This window comes from Paraburkholderia sp. BR13439, assembly GCF_040948805.1.
In the GTDB taxonomy this organism is placed as follows: Bacteria; Pseudomonadota; Gammaproteobacteria; order Burkholderiales; family Burkholderiaceae; genus Paraburkholderia; species Paraburkholderia youngii.
Genome location: NZ_JBFPKN010000002.1, coordinates 452,413 through 471,230 on the forward strand (window position 1 = coordinate 452,413; position 18,818 = coordinate 471,230).

The 18,818-nt window shown below is 65.4% G+C and carries 16 protein-coding genes; 1 reads left to right on the forward strand and 15 read right to left on the reverse strand.

Annotated elements, in window-relative coordinates:
• Positions 1–45: 45 nt before the first annotated feature.
• Positions 46–1,056, reverse strand: coding sequence for a Ku protein (locus AB3X96_RS05945; protein WP_368588971.1), 1,011 nt, complete (start codon positions 1,054–1,056; stop codon positions 46–48).
• Between the two features lie 201 nt (positions 1,057–1,257).
• Positions 1,258–2,493, reverse strand: coding sequence for a cytochrome P450 (locus tag AB3X96_RS05950; protein WP_368588972.1), 1,236 nt, complete (start codon positions 2,491–2,493; stop codon positions 1,258–1,260).
• 286 nt (positions 2,494–2,779) lie between these two features.
• Here AB3X96_RS05950 and serB point away from each other — a divergent pair, with 286 nt between their 5' ends.
• On the forward strand, positions 2,780–3,619 hold the full coding sequence (gene serB, locus AB3X96_RS05955) for a phosphoserine phosphatase SerB (RefSeq protein ID WP_368588973.1): 840 nt from the start codon (positions 2,780–2,782) through the stop codon (positions 3,617–3,619).
• A gap of 21 nt (positions 3,620–3,640) precedes the next feature.
• Here the strand turns inward: serB and AB3X96_RS05960 are convergent, their stop codons facing one another.
• The 13 genes from AB3X96_RS05960 to AB3X96_RS06020 form a co-directional block, all read right to left on the reverse strand.
• Positions 3,641–3,913: a hypothetical protein gene (locus tag AB3X96_RS05960; RefSeq protein ID WP_368588974.1), complete on the reverse strand. Its 273-nt coding sequence runs from the start codon at positions 3,911–3,913 to the stop codon at positions 3,641–3,643.
• 106 nt (positions 3,914–4,019) lie between these two features.
• Entirely contained in the window at positions 4,020–5,204 is a 1,185-nt protein-coding gene (locus AB3X96_RS05965; RefSeq protein WP_176108632.1) for a cystathionine beta-lyase, read from the reverse strand.
• Between the two features lie 81 nt (positions 5,205–5,285).
• Entirely contained in the window at positions 5,286–5,951 is a 666-nt protein-coding gene (locus tag AB3X96_RS05970; protein ID WP_368588975.1) for a hypothetical protein, read from the reverse strand.
• A gap of 63 nt (positions 5,952–6,014) precedes the next feature.
• On the reverse strand, positions 6,015–7,199 hold the full coding sequence (bktB, locus tag AB3X96_RS05975) for a beta-ketothiolase BktB (RefSeq protein ID WP_368588976.1): 1,185 nt from the start codon (positions 7,197–7,199) through the stop codon (positions 6,015–6,017).
• 85 nt (positions 7,200–7,284) lie between these two features.
• On the reverse strand, positions 7,285–8,235 hold the full coding sequence (locus AB3X96_RS05980; RefSeq protein WP_176119879.1) for a sugar kinase: 951 nt from the start codon (positions 8,233–8,235) through the stop codon (positions 7,285–7,287).
• A 3-nt stretch (positions 8,236–8,238) separates the two neighbouring features.
• Positions 8,239–9,633: a 30S ribosomal protein S12 methylthiotransferase RimO gene (rimO, locus tag AB3X96_RS05985; RefSeq protein WP_026228021.1), complete on the reverse strand. Its 1,395-nt coding sequence runs from the start codon at positions 9,631–9,633 to the stop codon at positions 8,239–8,241.
• 81 nt (positions 9,634–9,714) lie between these two features.
• Positions 9,715–10,758 (reverse strand): tRNA dihydrouridine synthase, encoded by a 1,044-nt coding sequence (locus tag AB3X96_RS05990; protein WP_368588977.1) that lies wholly within the window; start codon positions 10,756–10,758, stop codon positions 9,715–9,717.
• A 429-nt stretch (positions 10,759–11,187) separates the two neighbouring features.
• Positions 11,188–11,805, reverse strand: a complete 618-nt coding sequence (gene phaR / locus AB3X96_RS05995) for a polyhydroxyalkanoate synthesis repressor PhaR (protein WP_176108638.1) — start codon at positions 11,803–11,805, stop codon at positions 11,188–11,190.
• A gap of 137 nt (positions 11,806–11,942) precedes the next feature.
• Positions 11,943–12,683 carry a 3-ketoacyl-ACP reductase gene (locus AB3X96_RS06000; RefSeq protein WP_176108639.1) on the reverse strand — a complete coding sequence of 247 codons (741 nt, stop codon included), beginning with the start codon at positions 12,681–12,683 and terminating at the stop codon, positions 11,943–11,945.
• Positions 12,684–12,915: 232 nt separating this feature from the next.
• The gene (locus AB3X96_RS06005; protein WP_368588978.1) at positions 12,916–14,097 is read right to left on the reverse strand and encodes an acetyl-CoA C-acetyltransferase; all 1,182 of its coding nucleotides are present in this window, start codon (positions 14,095–14,097) and stop codon (positions 12,916–12,918) included.
• Between the two features lie 179 nt (positions 14,098–14,276).
• Positions 14,277–16,082: a class I poly(R)-hydroxyalkanoic acid synthase gene (gene phaC, locus AB3X96_RS06010; RefSeq protein WP_368589072.1), complete on the reverse strand. Its 1,806-nt coding sequence runs from the start codon at positions 16,080–16,082 to the stop codon at positions 14,277–14,279.
• A 597-nt stretch (positions 16,083–16,679) separates the two neighbouring features.
• Positions 16,680–17,543, reverse strand: a complete 864-nt coding sequence (gene pgeF, locus AB3X96_RS06015) for a peptidoglycan editing factor PgeF (RefSeq protein ID WP_368588979.1) — start codon at positions 17,541–17,543, stop codon at positions 16,680–16,682.
• A complete protein-coding gene (locus tag AB3X96_RS06020; RefSeq protein WP_368588980.1) occupies positions 17,540–18,790 on the reverse strand; it encodes an RluA family pseudouridine synthase in 1,251 nt (416 codons plus the stop codon). Before AB3X96_RS06020 ends, pgeF begins: the two co-directional genes overlap by 4 nt.
• Positions 18,791–18,818: the final 28 nt, after the last annotated feature.

Sequence of the window (18,818 nt, forward strand, 5' to 3'; positions counted from 1 at the left end):
GATGACTCCGGTGCGTTGGCTGCGATAGGCGGGTCGGCCGCGCGTTCAAGCCGCCGCGCGCCGTTTGCGCGATGTTGTCGTGGTTTTCGATGTGGCGCGGGCGCTGCTGCCGCTACCGCTGCGACTGCGCGCGGTGCTTGTCGTGCGAGCCTTTTTGCGCGCGGGCGCGGCCGCCTCTTCATCGGCCTCGGCTTCGCTATCGGTCTGATCCTCGTCCTCGCCGGCGGCGCGCTTGCGGCCCGTGGCAGCCTCTTTGCCCTTGCCGCGGCCGAGGCTGCGTTTGAGCAGATCGGACAGGTCGAGAATGTCGGCGGACTTGCGCGACTCGTGCGGCGTTTCGACCTCGGTGACTTCCTCGGTCTTGCCCGCCTGGATCTTGCGCTCGACGAGCGCCATGATGTCGTCGCGAAACGTATCGTGATACTGCATCGGGTCCCACGTCTCGCTCATGTCGTCGATCAGCTTTTTCGCCATGTCGAGTTCTTTGGCCGACACGCCGGCGGCCTTCATGCCTTCGGGCGGCACCTTGAATTCGTCCAGACCGCGCACCTCGTCGGCCCAGCGCAGCGTGTTCAGCGCGAGCATCGGACCGAGCGGAATCAGCGCGGCCAGATGCTGCTTGTTGTGCAGCACGACGCTCGCGACGCCGATCTTGCCCGAGGCTGTCATCGCCTCGCGCAACAATGCATAGACTTTTTCGCCCTTGCGGTCGGGCGTCAGGTAATACGGCGTGTCGAGATAGAGAAACGAGATGTCGGCGGCGTCGACGAACGCGAGGATGTCGACCGTCTGCGTCGACTCGGGATTCGCCGAGCGGATTTCGTCGTCCGACAGTACGACGTAGTGATCCTTCTCGTATTCGAAGCCGCGCACGATGTTCTCGCGGGTCACGTCCTTGCCGGTGCGCTTGTTGATCTGCTTATAGCCGATCGGGTCGATCGTGCGCTTGTCGAGCAGATTGAAGCCGACCTTCTCCGACTGCGTCGCCGGATAGAGCTGCACCGGTACGTGGACCAGCCCGAAACTGATTGCGCCCTTCCAGATCATATGTGCCATCGCGCGCTCCCCTCTCCCACGGCCCTGAGATATCAGGCGCAGCAGCAAGCGTGCCCGAGTTTTTGTGGGTTTTGCGCTGCCGCTATGCTTAAAGCACGAGCCGTTCCGCTCGGCGGCGTGCCGTCATGAGGCTGTAAGTCTTGCGACGAAGCGGCAAAAGCTACCGCTGTCCTTGTTCGCGCGCTCTACCCGGGGGTCGCATCAAGCCTCGAGCAGGACCGGCACGGACGCAAATCCGCGAAACCGCACGCGCCCGCCCCGGGTCGGCTCGCCATCGACGCGATACGCCGGGAAGCGCCGCACGAAGCGCCCGATCGCAATCCGCGCCTCCAGCCGCGCCAGCGACAGGCCCGCGCACTGATGAATCCCGAAGCCGAACGCGAGATGCCGGTTCGGATCGCGGCGGATATCGAAGCGGTCCGGCTCGGCAAACTGCTCGGGATCGCGATTGGCCGCACCGATGCACAGCGTGACTGGCGTTCCGCGCGCAATCGCGACGCCGCCAATCTCGGTATCGACGGTGGTCATGCGGTTGCCGAGCTGGTTCGAACTCTCGAAGCGCAAACACTCCTCGACCGCGGTGCCGATCGACTCCGGCTCGCGCAGCAGCGCGGCGCGCTCGTCAGGCCATTGGCTCAGCGTGACGAGCCCGTTGCCGATCAGGTTGGTGGTCGTTTCGTGCCCCGCGTTCAGGATGAAAATGCAGTTCTGCAGCAGCTCGGCTTCCGATAGCTGCTCATGCGGGCCCTCGCCCTGAATCAGCCGCGTCAGCACGTCGTGCTGCGGATCGCCGGGCTCGCGGCGGCGTCGCGCGACGAGGCCGCGCAGATAGTCGACGAATTCGCTGACCGCGCGATTGCCGCGCTCGAACTGCGCGTCGGTCAGCGACGGCTCGAGCGCGCCGAGTATCGCGAGCGACCAGTCGCGCAGCGGTGCGCGCTCGTCGTGCGGCACGTCGAGCAGATTACCGATGACCTCGACCGGAATCGCCGCCGCGAACTCGCCGATCAGATCGATCCGTCGGCGCTGCGCGGCCGCGTCGAGCAGACCGTCGACGAGCCGGATCAACGCGGGCTCCATCGCCGCGATCGCGCGCGCGGTCAGCGCGCCGGCGATCAGCTTGCGCACCCGCGTATGGCGCGGCGGATCGTTGAACACGAGGCTCGTGGTGTGATGCGCGTAGAGCGGCGATTCGCCGTATTTCGGGCGGAACTCGACGGTCTTGTCGGAACTGAAGGTCTTCGGGTCGCGGTAGACCGCCTGCACGTCGCGAAAGCGCGTCAGGAACAGCGAGCCGTCGGGCATGCGCCGGATCGGGTCATAGGTGCGCAGTGCGCGATAGACCGGATAGGGATCGGCGTAGAACGCGGGGCTCAGATGACGCAGATCGAAGTCGCGGGCAAGGGAGGAAGCGTCGCTGGCGGTTGCCGGGGTCATGCGTTGTCTCCGTGGGGCGTCTTGTTGCGCTTGTGATGTGGCGGCTTCGTGTGACCGTATTTGTTCGGTCCGTTCCGTTACGGCGATATGCGAAACGCCGACTTCTGCCAACCTGACGACGACCGCGCCACACGATTCGATGCGTCAGTATGAACCGCGCACTGTCAGAGCGCACGGCAAACCCGCCCGCTACAGTCGCCCGCGACGGCGCGGCGCACGGAACCGATACAATAGCGGGATTTTCCGCGCGCCACGCGCCTCTTTCTTCCCGCGTCACTGGTCGTCCATGAACCTCGTCATTCAAAGCGTCGCCCCCCTTTCCACCGACCACCACAAAACGCTCGTCGCGCTCGCGCGCGGCTCGCACGCCGCCGTCATCGACGAGAACGCGATTCGCATCGCCGGCGCGAACCTCGCGCAACGCGCCGACGTCGAAGCGTATTGCTACACGCATCAACTCGACTACGCGTTTGTCGAAGCCGGCCGCCAGTTGCGCGACTTCGGCCTCGTCGCGATGGACATGGATTCGACGCTGATCACGATCGAGTGCATCGATGAAATCGCCGATTTCTGCGGGCTCAAAGCCGAAGTCGCGGCGATCACCGAGGCTGCGATGCGCGGCGAGATCAAGGACTTCAACGAAAGTCTGACGCGCCGCGTCGCCCTACTGAAGGGGCTCGACGCCAGCGCGCTCGAGCGCGTGTACGAAGAGCGGCTGCAGTTGTCACCGGGCGCCGAACGCATGCTCGCCGGCGCGAAACAGGCGGGCCTGAAAACGCTGCTCGTGTCGGGCGGCTTCACGTTCTTCACCGCGAAGCTGACGGCGCGCCTCGGCCTCGATTTCACGCGTGCGAACACGCTCGAAATTGTCGACGGCAAGCTGACCGGCAACGTGATTGGCGAGATCGTCAACGCGGACGTGAAAGCGCGCACGCTGCGCGAAGCCTGCGCGACGCTCGGCATCGAGCCTTCGCGCGCCATTGCGATGGGTGACGGCTCGAACGACCTGAAAATGATGGCCGAAGCGGGACTTTCCGTTGCCTTCCGCGCGAAGCCGGTGGTGCGCGAAGCAGCCAGCGTGTCGTTCAATTTCGTTGGACTGGACGGGTTGCTGCGGTTGTTCTGAGCCCGTTGCTTGAGGGGTTCGTTATCGCGTCGGGACAACGACCGATGCCGGTGATAGCGTGCCAACCATGGACTCGGTCTGCCTGTCATCGCGAGCGGCGACGACAATCCCCAACGCAAGCATTGAGGACTCCCCGCTGCCCTGCTCCAACGCGATCACCGCCTCATAAATCGCGGCGGCACACAATCCAATCGCACACCAGAACAGTTGCCCGTCTTTCACTGACGCCGCAATCATCGTCCGGGCAACACGCCAGCCATACGCGGGCGCGACAAGCGCACCCGTATCGAACATTCGGCCAAACGGTCAGGTCTGCTCGATACTCCGGGCAACAAAAAAGCCCGCCGGGAACGCATCCCGACGGGCTTCTCGAACAACGTGTCGAACAGGCTAACGCGTATTAAGCGAGCTTAGCGAGGCTCTGCTCGATATCCGCGCGCAGATCAGCCTCGTCTTCGAGACCGATATAGAAACGCACCAGCGTGCCGCGGTGCGGCCACTGTGCCGCCGTGCGCATCGACGCGATGTCGTACGGCATCGCGAGGCTATGCGCGCCGCCCCAGCTCCAACCGAGCGAAAACAGTTCGAGCGATTCGCAGAACGTGTCGATCTGCGCCGCGCTGTACCGCTCGTCGAACACGACCGAGAACAGGCCGCCCGCGCCGGTGAAATCACGCTTGTACACTTCGTGCCCCGGACAGTCGGCGAGCGCCGGATGCAGCACCGCGACGATTTCCGGCCGGCTCTTCAACCACGCCGCGAGCGACAGCGCCGCGCGATCGTGCTGCGCGAAACGCAGTTGCATGCTCGGCAGGCTGCGCAGGATCAGCGAGCAGTCGTCCGAGGACACGCCGATGCCCATGCGCATGCGCGCCGCTTTCAGCTTCACATGCACGTCGCGGTCGACCGTGATCGTCGCGCCCATCAGCACGTCGCCGCCGCCCGACTGGTACTTGGTCAGCGCCTGCACCGAGATGTCGACACCGTGGTCGAACGGCCGGAACGCGAGGCCGGCGGACCACGTGTTGTCGATCGCGGTGAAGACGTTGCGCGCGCGCGCCGCCGCCGTGATGGCCGGCACGTCGGGCACTTCCATCGTTACCGAGCCGGGCGCCTCGATCCAGATCAGGCGCGTGTTCGGCTGGATCAGCCTGGCAATGTCCGCGCCGATCAGCGGATCGTAGTAGCGCGCCGTGATGCCGAAATCGCGCGCGAGCCAGTCGCCGTGGTCGCGGTTCGGCGAATAGACGTTATCGGGGATCAGCACGTCGTCGCCGGCCTTCACGAGGCCGAAGTAGACGTTCGAGATCGACGACAGCCCCGACGGCTGCAGCAGCGCATGATTGCCGCCCTCGATCGCGGCGAGGCGCTGCGCGAGCGCGATCTGCGTCGGCGTCGCATGCAGGCCGTAGCGCCATTGCGCGTCGTTTTTCCAGTCGAGCGCGCGCATCGCGGCGAGATCGGGAAACACCACCGTCGACGCCCGCGTGACCGGCGTCGAGAACGATTCGAAGCCCGGCGTGATGTCGTCCTCGGCACGCACGATGCGGGTCTGCAGGCGGTGTTTGAGTTTGGATTCAGTCATGTGGAGCTCGATGAAATACACAGGGAAGCGGGCTTGAAGCAACCGCCGTGCGCGACTCAAGATGCCCGGCGTGCGTACGCATCAGTCGCCGGTTTGCAGGTTGCTGACGCCGCCCACCGGGTGCCCGCCGGCAGCGGATGCCGGCGTGGGAGCCGCCACTGCGCCGTTCGCGGCAGCCGGCTGCGGAGTTGGGGTGGCCGGCTTGGCCGCCGCGCCGGCCGAAGCGGCCGCAGGTGCCGCCTGCCCCGCCGCCAGAGGCTTCAGGTTGAATTCCTGAGGGTTCGAATCGTCGACGTTCATGCGGTCGCCTTCGAGCGAGCCGTCCGCTGCGAACTTGCCGACCCAGTTGCCGGTGATATGCGTGCCGTCGTTCGATTCTTCGACTTCGAGCGTATCGCCGACGCGATCGCCGGCGATCAGGATCACCTCGCCGTTATCGGTGTACTGATACTCGCCGTGCACGCCGGAAGGATCGTCGGTCTTGGGCCCGAGCCGCAGCACGATCGGCCGCGCGCCGAGCGTGCCCACGTAGCGCGGAAACTTCGCGAACTCGGGGCTCGGTTTCAGCGGCAGCTGGATCGGCGGCGGCGCGGCCAGCTCCTTGACTGCATCGCTTTCCGCCCACGCCTGCGACGGCATCCACAGCACCGTGCCGGCACACAGCAGCGCGGCGACGCTTGCCACCGCGCCGGCGCGCCGACGCAACGTGCGCGTTGCCGAACCCTTCGTCACTTTCGCTTCCCGCATCCTGTCGATCCTTGTTGCTGGTTCCTGCTTGCTACCTATGCCGGGCCGGCCTGCCGTGCGCGGTCACAGACGCTCGAAAACCGCCGCGATCCCCTGGCCGCCGCCGATGCACATCGTGACGAGCGCATAACGCCCGCCGATGCGCTGCAGCTCGTACAGCGCCTTCACGGTGATCAGCGCGCCGGTCGCGCCAATCGGATGGCCGAGCGAAATGCCCGAGCCATTCGGGTTGACCTTGGCCGGATCGAACCCGAGCTCCTTGCTGACCGCACAGGCCTGCGCGGCGAATGCCTCGTTGGCCTCGATCACGTCGAGATCGGCGACCGTCAGACCCGCCCGCTCGAGCGCCTTGCGGCTTGCCGGCACCGGCCCGATGCCCATATACGCCGGATCGACGCCCGCATGCGCGTACGACACGAGCCGCGCCAACGGCTTCACGCCGCGCCGCTCGGCGACGCTGCGCTCCATCAGCACGACGGCCGCGGCCGCGTCGTTGATGCCCGACGCGTTGCCCGCCGTCACCGTGCCGTTGTCCTTCACGAACACCGGCTTCAGCTTCGCGAAATCGTCGGCGGTTGCGTTCAGCCGCGCGTGCTCGTCGGTGTCGAATACGACGTCGCCCTTCTTCGACGCGAGCGTGATCGGCAGAATCTGTTCCTTGAAGTAGCCGCTCGTGATCGCGTGAGCCGCGCGACGGTGCGACTCGAGCGCGAGCGCGTCCTGCGCGTCGCGCGAGATGTCGTACTTGCGCGCGACGTTCTCGGCGGTCACGCCCATATGGATCGACTGGAACGGATCGTTGAGCGCGCCGACCATCATGTCGACCAGACGCGCATCGCCCATGCGCTGACCGAAGCGCGCGGCCGGCATCGAGTACGGCGCGCGGCTCATGTTTTCAGCGCCGCCGCCGATCGCGATATCGGCGTCGCCGAGCAGCACGCTTTGCGCGGCCGACACGATGGCCTGCAAGCCCGAGCCGCACAGCCGGTTCACCGTCAGCGCGGGGGTATGCTGCGCGACCCCGCCGTTGATCGCCGCGACCCGCGCGAGATACATGTCTTTCGGCTCGGTGTGCACGACGTTGCCGAACACGACGTGCCCGACTTCATCGCCCGACACGCCCGCGCGCTCGAGCACTTCGCGCACGACGCGCGCGCCGAGATCGGTCGGGGCAAAATCCTTCAGGCTACCGCCGAACGTGCCGATTGCCGTGCGCACACCGCTTACCACCACTACGTCCCGTTGCATCGCTTGCCCCTCCTGTTGTCTCCAGCTCGCCTGGATGATTGCGCCAACGCGGGCCATGCTGCGCCGCGCGCGGCTTACGTAATATCTAGCCCGCCAGCAGCCGCTCGACGGTCTCGCGCGACGGGATCGGCGCGACCGCGCCATAACCTTGCGTCGACAGCGCGGCGGCGACGTTCGCGTAGCGCGCGGCCGCAAATGGATCGTCGCCCGCAACGATGCGCGCGATGAATGCGCCGCCGAAGCAGTCGCCGGCGCCAGTCGCATCGACCGCATCGACGACGTGACCCGGCACGACGCGTCGCTCGTTAGGCGTCGCGATATACGAGCCGTCCTTGCCGAGCTTCAGCGCGACCACGCTCGGCCCGTGCGACAGCAGAAAATCGACGATTTCGTCGCGGCCGGTCAGCCCTGTCAGTTCGGTGACGTCGTCCCAGCTCGGCAGGCAGATGTCGGTCTGGCGGATCGCCTCGAGCATCACCGCACGCGCCCGCGCGAGCGGCCACAGCTTCAGACGCAGATTGGTATCGAAGCTCACGCGCACGCCATTCGCGCGCGCATGCGCGATCGCTTCGAGCGCGGCGTCGCAAGCGCTGACGCTGATCGCGAGACTGATGCCGGACAGATGAACGACCTTCGCCGCCGCGAGCGCGTCGCGCGGCAGATCGGCGGGCGCATAGCGGCTCGCCGCCGAGCCCGCGCGCAGATAGTCGAACGCGTGGCCGTTGGGGCCGTGAGACACGAAATAGACGCCGGTCGACGCTTGCGCATCGATGCGCACGAACGACGTGTCGACCTGTTCGCGCTCCCACAGATCGACCAGCAGGCGTCCGAAATGATCGGCGCCGACCGCCGATACGAAGCCGGTCCTCGCACCCTGGCGCGCGGCCGCGATGCAGAAGTTCGACGTGTCGCCGCCGAAGCCTTGCAGGTAGTTCGGCTGATCCTTCGCCGACTGGTTGAATTCGATCATCGCCTCGCCGAGCGCGAGGATGTCCGGTGTTTGAGCTTCAGGCCGTGCGGCCGCGCCGAGCGCCATCGCTTAGACCTCACCCCACAAATCGTGGCCGTCCGCGCCGGTGATCTTCACCGACACGAAATCGCCGACCTTGTAGCGCTTCGATGCTTTGGTAGACGGCGCGATATAGACGACGCCGTCGATCTCCGGCGCGTCCGCCGCGGTGCGGCCGATGCCGCCGTCCGCGTTGATCTCGTCGACCAGCACCTTCAGCGTCTTGCCAACCTTCTTCGCGATGCGCTTCGCCGACACCTGCTCGGCCACTTCCATGAAGCGCGCCCGACGTTCCTCACGTACTTCGTCGGGCAGCGCACCGTCGAGTTCGTTCGCGCTCGCGCCTTCGACCGGCGAATACGCGAAACAGCCGACGCGATCGAGCTCCGCCTCGCGGATGAAATCGAGCAGCGTCTCGAACTGCTCTTCAGTCTCGCCCGGGAAGCCGGCGATGAACGTGCTGCGGATCGTCAGATCCGGGCAGATCTCGCGCCACGCCTTCACGCGCTCCATCACCTTCTCGGCGTTGGCCGGGCGCTTCATGCGCTTGAGCACTTCCGGATGCGCGTGCTGGAACGGCACGTCGAGATACGGCAGCACGTGGCCCTTGTACGGACCCGCGGCCATCATCGGAATCACTTCGTCGACGCTCGGGTACGGATACACGTAATGCAGGCGCACCCACGCGCCGTATTGCGCGGCGAGTTCGCCGAGCGCGGCGACCAGATCCGTCATGCGCGTCTTGATCGGCTTGCCGTTCCAGAAGCCGGTGCGGTATTTGACGTCGACGCCGTATGCGCTCGTGTCCTGCGAAATCACGAGCAGCTCTTTCACGCCGGACTTGAACAGATTCTCGGCTTCGAGCATCACCTCGGCGACCGGGCGCGATACCAGATCGCCGCGCATCGATGGGATGATGCAGAACGTGCAGCGATGATTGCAGCCTTCGGAAATCTTCAGGTACGCGTAGTGGCGCGGCGTGAGCTTGACGCCCGCTGCAGGCACCAGATCGACGAACGGATCGTGCGGCTTCGGCAGATGGCTGTGCACCGCCTGCATCACCTCGCCGACCGCGTGCGGGCCGGTCACCGCGAGCACCTTCGGATGCACTTCCTCGATCAGCCCAGAACCGCTCGCGCTCTTCTTCGCGCCGAGGCAGCCGGTGACGATCACCTTGCCGTTTTCGTTGAGCGCTTCGCCGATCGCGTCGAGGCTTTCCTGCACGGCTTCGTCGATGAAGCCGCAAGTGTTGACGACCACGAGGTCGGCGCCGTCATAGGTACCGGAGATTTCGTAGCCTTCGGCGCGCAGCTGCGTGATGATCTGCTCGGAATCGACGAGGGCCTTGGGGCAGCCGAGGGAAACGAAGCCGACTTTCGGCGTGGCGCCCGGCGCGGCCGGAGCGTTCGAGGGGGTGGAAGACATGGGGAACCGCTTGAAGACGTTAAACCCTGAATTGTAGCGGTTCGCCACCGCCACCGCTCGTAAGTCTTTGAATTCTAGTCTTCAAACGGGGATCGCTTCAGCCGGTTCGGGTTGATTCAGCTCGCTATTTTCGTCGCTAAAAACGTGCTCACGCGTTGGCGCCGACGCGCCTGCGGCCGCCAGCGCCTGGCCGATCACCGTAAGAATTTCGTCAGAGTCCTGCACGCGCCGGATCGCCGCATGCAGTTCGGCCGCTTGCGGCCAGGTCCGCTGCAGGTAGCTGAGCCACTGCTTGACGCGGCCGTGCTCATGGGTCAGCGAGCCGTGCGCCCGCAGCTTGTTCAGGTAGCCGACGATCGAACCCAGCACCTGCGGCCATTCGTCGGCCGACGCACACGGGTCCATGAGCCCGCGGATTCGCTGCGCGAGGAATGGGTCCGACACAGCGCCGCGGCCAATCATCACGTCCGTGCAGCCGCTGACCGAGCGGCAGCGCTGCCAGTCCGCGACTGTCCAGACCTCGCCGTTCGCGATGACGGGCACATCGACGGCGTCGTCGATATGCGCGACCCACTCCCAGTGCGCAGGCGGCCGGTAGCGGTCGTCGCGCGTGCGCGCATGCACGACGAGCGAGGCCGCGCCGCCGTCCACGAGCGCCTGCGCGCATTCGATCGCCCGCGACGTGTCGGACACGCCGAGGCGCATTTTTGCGGTCACCGCGATATCGGCCGGCACCGCGGCGCGCACGGCCGCGACGATCTGGTTCAGCAGCTTCGGGTTCGCGAGCAGCATCGCGCCGCCGCCATGCTGATTGACCACTTTGGCGGGACAGCCGAAGTTCAGGTCGATACCGTACGGTGACAGCGTGGCCGCGTACGCGGCGTTGCGCGCCATCCACTCGGGATCGCTGCCGAGCAGTTGAATCACCATCGGCGTGCCGCTGGCGGTCACGCTCGCGCGCAGGATCTCGGGCGCCTCGCGCTCATAGACGCGCGTCGGCAGCATCGAGCCCGTGATGCGGATGAACTCGGACACGCAGCCGTCGAAAGCGCCCGCGCTCGTCAGCACGTCGCGCAGCACGTAGTCCGCAAGCCCTTCCATTGGGGCGAGAAACAGCCGGCTCATGAGGATGTGGGTGAACGGCGGATCAGCGAAGAATGATCCGTGCGGCCTTCGCAACGGAAGACACGGACGCGATCAGGGAGACGGTCTGAAACATAAGGCGGGTCCAGCGGAAGGAAAACGATAACGGCGCTAGCAGCGATGTGCCGGCAGAGGGACGCAACGGACCTTGAACCGCGGCCTGAATCCGGTTCCGACGGAAAAGCGTCCCCACGCGCGGGCCAGTATTGTAGCGCGTCGGTGGCTGCGCAATCGTGTGAGCCATCTGGGAGATTGGCAACGGAGCAGCTGGACGCCAACGCTACGCGGACGGCCAGGAGCTGGCTCAGCCAGGTCGCGCGATCCCGTTGCAGCCATGAAGGTCGGCTTCGCGTCCGCGGGCTACCCCGAAGCCCTCGTCGACCCGAGCGGACCTCGCCGCCATTCACTCGTTCACTTCTTCTCCGGCTCCGGATTGCCCTGGGGCGTAGCCGGCGCATTACTCGCGTTGTTCGCATTGACAGCGCCGCCCGGCGTGAACGGGAACGTGGCGAACATGGTCTTCGCCTGGTTCTGCATCTGCTCCTGCATTTGCACGAACATGTTCTTCGACTGCTCGATATAGCTGGTCATCATGCCCTGCATCATCGGCGCCTGCATGTTCATGAACTGCGACCAGACCTCAGGGTTCATCGCCTTGCCTTCATAGAGATTCTTCGACTGGTCGGCGAGCTTCGCCTGAATGTCGATGAAGGCCTGGATGTTCTTCTCCAGATACGTGCCCATCATGCCCTGCATCGCATGACCGTAGAACCGGATGATCTGCGACAGCATCGACGACGAGAACATCGGCAGGCCGCCGCTCTCTTCTTCGAGAATGATCTGCAGCAGGATCGAACGCGTCAGGTCCTCGTTGCTCTTGGCATCGATCACCTTGAAATCTTCCTGATCGAGCACGAGCTGCTTCACATCAGTCAGCGTGATGTAGGTGCTCGTCTCCGTGTCGTAGAGCCGACGATTCGGATATTTCTTGATCAGTCGTTCGGCCGTTTTCTTTGTAGTAGTAGTCATGTAACGCCTTTAAGCTCGAGTTAAGCAAACGCGGAAACGGCGTCCGGGCTGTGCGATCGAATCGATTGCGCAGCCGGGACGCCGGGGAAACCATCTGAGCCGGAGCGCGCCGCCATCCGGTCCGGCGCGCCGATGGCTCAGCCCATATGCAAGCCGCCGTTCAGCGAAAAATCTGCGCCGGTGGCGAAGCCCGATTCGTCCGACGCGAGCCATGCGACGATCGAGCCGATTTCGTCCGGCTGACCGAGGCGGCGCACCGGAATCGTCGCGACGATTTTTTCCAGCACGTCCGGGCGGATGGCCTTGACCATGTCGGTGCCGATGTAGCCCGGCGACACGGTGTTGACCGTCACGCCCTTGGTCGCGACTTCCTGCGCGAGCGACATCGTAAAGCCGTGGATGCCTGCCTTCGCAGTCGAATAATTGGTTTGACCGAACTGGCCCTTCTGGCCGTTCACCGACGAAATGTTGATCACGCGGCCAAAGCCACGCTCGACCATGCCGTCGATCACCTGCTTGGTGACGTTGAACAGGCTCGTCAGGTTGGTGTCGATCACCGCGGTCCAGTCTTCGTGCGTCATCTTGCGGAACACAACGTCGCGCGTGATGCCGGCATTGTTGACCAGCACGTCGATCTCGCCGACTTCGGCCTTGACCTTGTCGAACGCGGCCTTGGTCGATTCCCAGTCGCCGACGTTACCCTCGGAGGCGACGAAGTCGAAGCCAAGCGCTTTCTGCTCGTCGAGCCACTTTGCACGGCGCGGCGAATTCGGGCCGCAGCCCGCGATCACCTTGAAGCCTTCCTTGTGCAGACGCTGGCAGATGCTGGTGCCGATGCCGCCCATGCCGCCCGTTACGTACGCAATTCGCTGTGTCATAAACCACACTCCGTTATCGTTGTCGAGGCGCCTGCCGGCGGCCTCGTGCCTCGCCTGATGCTGGTTCACGTTGCCGCCGGGCGACCGTCTGGCAACGCGCGCTGCCGGCCCGAGTCACCTGTTCCAGCACAGCGCGCCGCACTGCCAGTTGGCGTGCGGCGCGGCCAGATGGCTGTGCCGGCGAAGGCCGCGCGCGAACGGTCGCGGTCGCGCGCGGCGTACCCAGCGTACTTTAAACTCGCTCGACCGCGAGCGCGACACCCATGCCGCCGCCGATACACAACGACGCCAGACCCTTCTTCGCATCGCGCTTCTGCATTTCGTGCAGCAGCGTAACGAGAATCCGGCAGCCGGACGCGCCGATCGGGTGGCCGATCGCGATCGCGCCGCCGTTCACGTTGATCTTCGACGTGTCCCAGCCCATCTGCTTGTGCACGGCGAGCGCCTGTGCGGCAAACGCTTCGTTGATTTCCATCAGGTCGAGGTCGGCCGGCGTCCAGCCCGCGCGCTCGAGGCAGCGGCGCGAAGCCGGCACCGGGCCCATGCCCATCACCTTCGGATCGACACCCGCGTTCGCGTACGCCTTGATGCGCGCGAGCGGCGTGAGACCGAGCGCTTCCGCTTTCTTCAGCGACATCACGAGCACCGCGGCCGCGCCGTCGTTCAGGCCCGACGCATTCGCCGCCGTGACCGTGCCTTCCTTCGAGAACGCCGGCTTCAGGCCCGCGAGCGATTCGGCCGTCACGCCGTGACGCACGAATTCGTCGGTGGCGAAGCGCAGCGGCTCGCCCTTGCGTTGCGGAATCTCGACCGGCACGATTTCGTCGTTGAAGCGCCCTGCCTTCTGCGCGGCTTCCGCCTTGTTCTGCGACAGCGCCGCGAAGGCGTCCTGCTGTTCGCGCGTGATGCCGTGTTCCTTCGCGACGTTCTCAGCCGTCACGCCCATGTGGTACTGGTTGTACACGTCCCACAGGCCGTCGACGATCATCGAGTCGATCAGCTTCGCGTCGCCCATGCGGAAACCATCGCGTGAACCCGGCAGCACGTGCGGCGCGGCGCTCATGTTTTCCTGGCCGCCTGCGACGACGATGTCCGCATCGCCGGCGATGATCGCGTTGGCCGCGAGCATCACGGCCTTCAGACCGGAGCCGCAAACCTTGTTGATCGTCATGCCGGGCACGGCCGACGGCAAACCCGCCTTGATCAGCGCCTGACGCGCGGGGTTCTGACCGGATCCCGCCGTCAGCACCTGGCCCAAGATAACTTCGCTCACCTGTTCCGGCTTCACGCCGGCCCGTTCGAGTACGGCGCGCACCGCGATCGCTCCGAGTTCAGGTGCGGCAACCTTCGCCAGCGACCCACCAAACTTGCCCACTGCAGTACGAGCGGCCGATACGATCACAACATCAGTCATTTCCATATCCTCAGGGCATCCCGGCAAACTGCGCCGCAGCCCGTTACGTTAAAAATTGCGTCGCAACTTGCGTTGCTCTCACGCCTTCATCAACCAGACGCTCATTCACCTGCCAAACACCTATGCACCGGCCGACTGCACAGCAACTTCGAACGCGCGCGTCGGCCCGTGCGTGAAACCTACTCCCTCTGCCGCACGTAGCGGCCCGGCGCCGGCTCGATGACCGGGAATTCGTCGGAGCCCAGCGTGGCGCGCGGCTTCACCTTCTTGCCGCCGTACTGATCGAGCCAGTCGGTCCATTCGGGCCACCAGCTGCCGGGCACTTCCGTCGCCGCTTCGAACCATTCGTCCGCGCTTGCGGGCAGCGTCTTCGCGTCGCTCTCGAGCTTCCAGAAACTGCGCTTTTTCTTCGCGGGCGGATTGATCACGCCGGCGATATGACCCGACGCGCCGAGCACGAACTTCAGCGGTCCCGTGAGTAGCGGCGCGGACGCATACGCGGTTTGCCACGGCACGATATGGTCTTCGCGCGAACCGTAAATGAAGGTCGGCACGTCGATCTTCGACAGATCGATCGGCTCGCCGCAGGTGGTCAGCGCACCCGGCTCGCGCAGCTTGTTCTCCAGATACGTGTTGCGCAGATACCAGACGTACATCGGCCCCGGCACACTGGTCGAGTCGCTGTTCCAGTACAGCAGGTCGAACGGCACCGGCGTGCGGCCCTTCAGGTAGTTGTCGACGACGTAGTTCCATACGAGGTCGTTCGGACGCAGGAACGAGAACGTGTTCGCGAATTCGATGCCGCGCATCAGCCCCGGCGGCGCACCGTTCTTGCCGCCGATGGTTTGCTCGCGCATCTGCACGTGTGCCTCGTCGACGAACACGTCGAGCACGCCCGTGTCGGAGAAGTCGAGCATCGCGGTGAGCAGCGTCATCGACGCGGCCGGATGTTCGCCGCGCGCCGCGGCCACCGCGAGCGCGGTGGCGAGCAACGTGCCGCCGATGCAGAAGCCGAGCGTATTGATCTGCTCGCGGCCGCTGATCTGGCGCACGGTGTCGATGGAAGTCAGCACGCCCTCGGCGATGTAGTCGTCCCACGTCTTGTGCGCGATCGACTGATCGGCGTTGCGCCACGAAATCAGGAACACCTGGTGGCCCGAATCGAGCCCGTGCGCGACGAGCGAGTTTTCGGGCTGCAGGTCGAGGATGTAGTACTTGTTGATGCACGGCGGCACGATCAGGAGCGGCCGCTCGCGCACGGTCGCCGTGCGCGGCTTGTACTGGATCAGCTGCAGCAGATCGTTCTCGAACACGACCGAGCCTTCGGTGTTCGCGAGGTTCTCGCCGACCGCGAAACGCGATTCGTCGGTTTGAGAAATCTTGCCGCGCTGCATGTCGCCGAGCAGGTTCATCACACCCTGGCGCAGGCTCTCGCCCTTGCTGTCGAGCAGCGTTTTCTGCGCTTCGGGATTCAGCGCGAAGAAGTTGCTCGGCGAGGCCGCTGCAGTCCACTGCTGGACCGCGAAGCGAATGCGCTCGCGGGTTTTCGGCTGGGTATCGAGCGCGTCGACCATCTGCTGCAGATAGCGCGCGTTCAGCAGATACCACGCGGCGGTGAACGCGTAGGCCGGCGCCTGGCTCCAGGCGTCCGCGCTAAAGCGCCGGTCCTTGAGCTCGGGCGCCTTGATCGCCGATGTGGTGGCCTGCTGGATCAGTTCCATCGCCTCGCGCGAATAGTCGGTTTGCAGCTTCTGCAAACGCTCGGGCGGAATCGCGGCGGTGGGAATGCTCAGCCCCGGCAGCGCGCCGGCGGCCAGCTTGCTGAAGTCGGGCATGCCGGGAAATGCCGGGATTTGCGGAAAGCCAGCCGTGAGCTGCGCGAGGTCCGGCATCTGCGGCATTGAAGGCATCTGGAATGCCGCGCCATTGGGCGGAGCGCCGAACGAACGCCAGGCGTTCATCCAGGCGTCGAGAAATTGCTGCATGCCTGCGGCTGACGATGCACCGCTCGTACCGGCCTGCTGCGTCTGCTCCTTCGAGGAGTCCGTGCTGGGGGAAGCTGAGGAATGAGATGCTGCCATGCCTGCTTTTGACCGGTAAGTCCTTGCGGACGGGTTGAGAGGCAGGTTCGTGCGCACGGAGCGATTGCTCGCGACTTCGTCACACCCTGTCCCATGAACGAGGAGGAGCTTAGAAGGAACATTCTTGCTCCCCATCACAAGGCATGTCAATGCTTGCTCCCGATTTTGCCGCGGTGCGATATTTTTTTAATTATCGTTTTCCCTGTATGGCAAATCGCGCTTTTGCGAATAAATGTTCCATGCCGCACGCAAATCAAAAAAGTCCAACGGCGCATGGCACTTAAGCATATTTGTCCGTTCGCTCGCCCGCAGAGCAGGCGGGGGATTCGCGCTATCGGCAATCCTTCCGGCAGTGCAACAAAAAATGTGTTTCAAGGCCCGGGGAAGGCCTTCAGTGACGGACCTGCCGTGCCATTCGTGAATTTCGACCCGGTGCGCATTGATGCAAAATAAAACAACGTTCGATTTTAAAAATATGACGAAATGCGCGCGCACCCGGAATCAATCGGCAATTGATTGCGCCTGTTCGTCGATCCAGATCAACGCGGCCATACGGCCGGTTTCGCGGTCACGGCGATACGAATAAAAGCGCTCGCGCAGCGTGACCGTGCACAGGTCGCCGCCGCTGATACGCGTAACGCCGAGCCGCTGCAGGCGCAAGCGCGCCAGCGCCGGCAGATTGGCGAGATATTTGCCGGCATTCGCGGGATGTGCGACGAACGCCTTCGCGGTCGCATCGCGTTGTGCGTCGTCGACATCAGTCATGAAGGCGTCACGGACGTCTGCACCGACTTCGAACGCGTTGGGCCCGATCGACGGTCCGAGGTACGCATACAACTCGGCGGCCGGCACGCCCGCCAGCGCCGCGACCCGCGCGGCGGTCTGCTCGACGATGCCCGCCGCGAGTCCGCGCCAGCCGGCATGCGCGGCGCCGACCGCGCGCCCCGCTTCGTCGCACAACAGCACCGGCATGCAATCGGCCACCATCACGACGCACGCGATGCCCGCGCGATCGGTGACGCTCGCGTCGGCGCGCGCCGGCGCGCCATGCTCGCGCGCGTGCGCGACTGCATCCTCGGCGCGCACGATGCCGGCGCCGTGGATCTGTTCGAGCCACGCGGCCTCGCGAACACCGGTCAGCGCGACGAGCCGTGCGCGATTGCTCGCGACCGCGGCCGGATCGTCGCCGGTCTTCATGCCCAGGTTCAGCCCGCCGGGCTGGTCGGCGCCGTCGCGCCAGCGGCCGAACGGCGCGTCGCTGACGCCGCCGTCGCGCGTGGTGACGAGCGCGCGCACGCGCGGCGAGACGTTCCATGCGGGCTGCACGACATCGGCAAAACCCAGCTCCGGCAGATTGGCGCTCATGCGTGATCGTCCTCGTCGTGGTCGCTGTCTTCATCGTACGCGCCATCGTCGAACGATGCATCGTAGTCCTCGTCCTCGTCATACGCGTCGTCGAACTCGCCGGCGTCGTCGCGACCGAGGCCGAGCGCGGCCGACAATGCCTCGATGTCGGCCGGCACGTCGGCGCGCCATTGCATCGAGCGGCCGGTCTTCGGATGGATCAGGCCGAGCCGCCACGCGTGCAGCGCCTGGCGCGCGAAGCCGTCCGGCAGCGGCGTGACCGAGCGCTTGCCGCGCGCGCGTCCGTAGACGGGGTCTCCGAGCAGCGGATGACCGATATGCGCGCAATGCACGCGAATCTGATGCGTGCGCCCGGTCTCCAGATCGCAGTGGATCGCCGTGACCGGCTGACGCTGCCAGATCGCCGCGGCCACGCGTCGAAAATGCGTGCGCGCCGGCTTGCCGGCCGCGCCCGTCACCACGGCCATGCGCGTGCGCTCGCGCGGGTCGCGGCCGATCGGCGCGTCGATCGTGCCTTCGTCGGGCATGTTGCCCCACACGAGCGCGAGGTAGCGGCGCTTGACCGTGCGCGCCTGCAACTGACGCACGAGGTCGGTCTGCGCCTCGAGCGTGCGCGCGACCACCATCAGTCCCGAAGTCTCCTTGTCGAGCCGATGCACGATGCCCGCGCGCGGCAGACCCGCCGCGGCCTCGCCATAGCGGTGGAGCAGTCCGTTCAGCACGGTGCCGCTCCAATTGCCGGCCGCCGGATGCACGACCATGCCGGCCGGCTTGTTGATGACGACCAGCGTGTCGTCCTCGTAGACGATCTCGAGCGGCACCGGCTCGGGCGTGAAGGCGAGCTGCTCGGGCAGCAGATCGGGCACGAGCTCGATCGTGGCACCGAGCGGCACCGGCTGGCGAATCTTCGCCGGCTTGCCGTCGACACGCACCCGCTGCGCCTCGATCCAGCTTTGCAGACGGCTGCGCGAGAACTCCGGGAATACTTTGGCGAGCACCTTGTCGAGGCGCTCGCCGGCCAGTTCGTCGGGCACCACGACGCTACGCGGCGCTTCGTCGACCGCGCGCGCGGGTACGGGCGCCGCCGTGGCCGCGGAGCCTTGCGGACCGCTTTCGGCGAGTGCGTCGCCGGCGAAATCGTCATCGAGGGAATCGACGCCCAACGCGTCGGCCGGGTCGGCGCTTACGCTATAATCTTTGTTGCTATTCCCGGCGCCTGCGGTGCCTGGAGTATTTGAGCGGGTCATTGAATCTGGGTCACCTGGACGTAAAGCT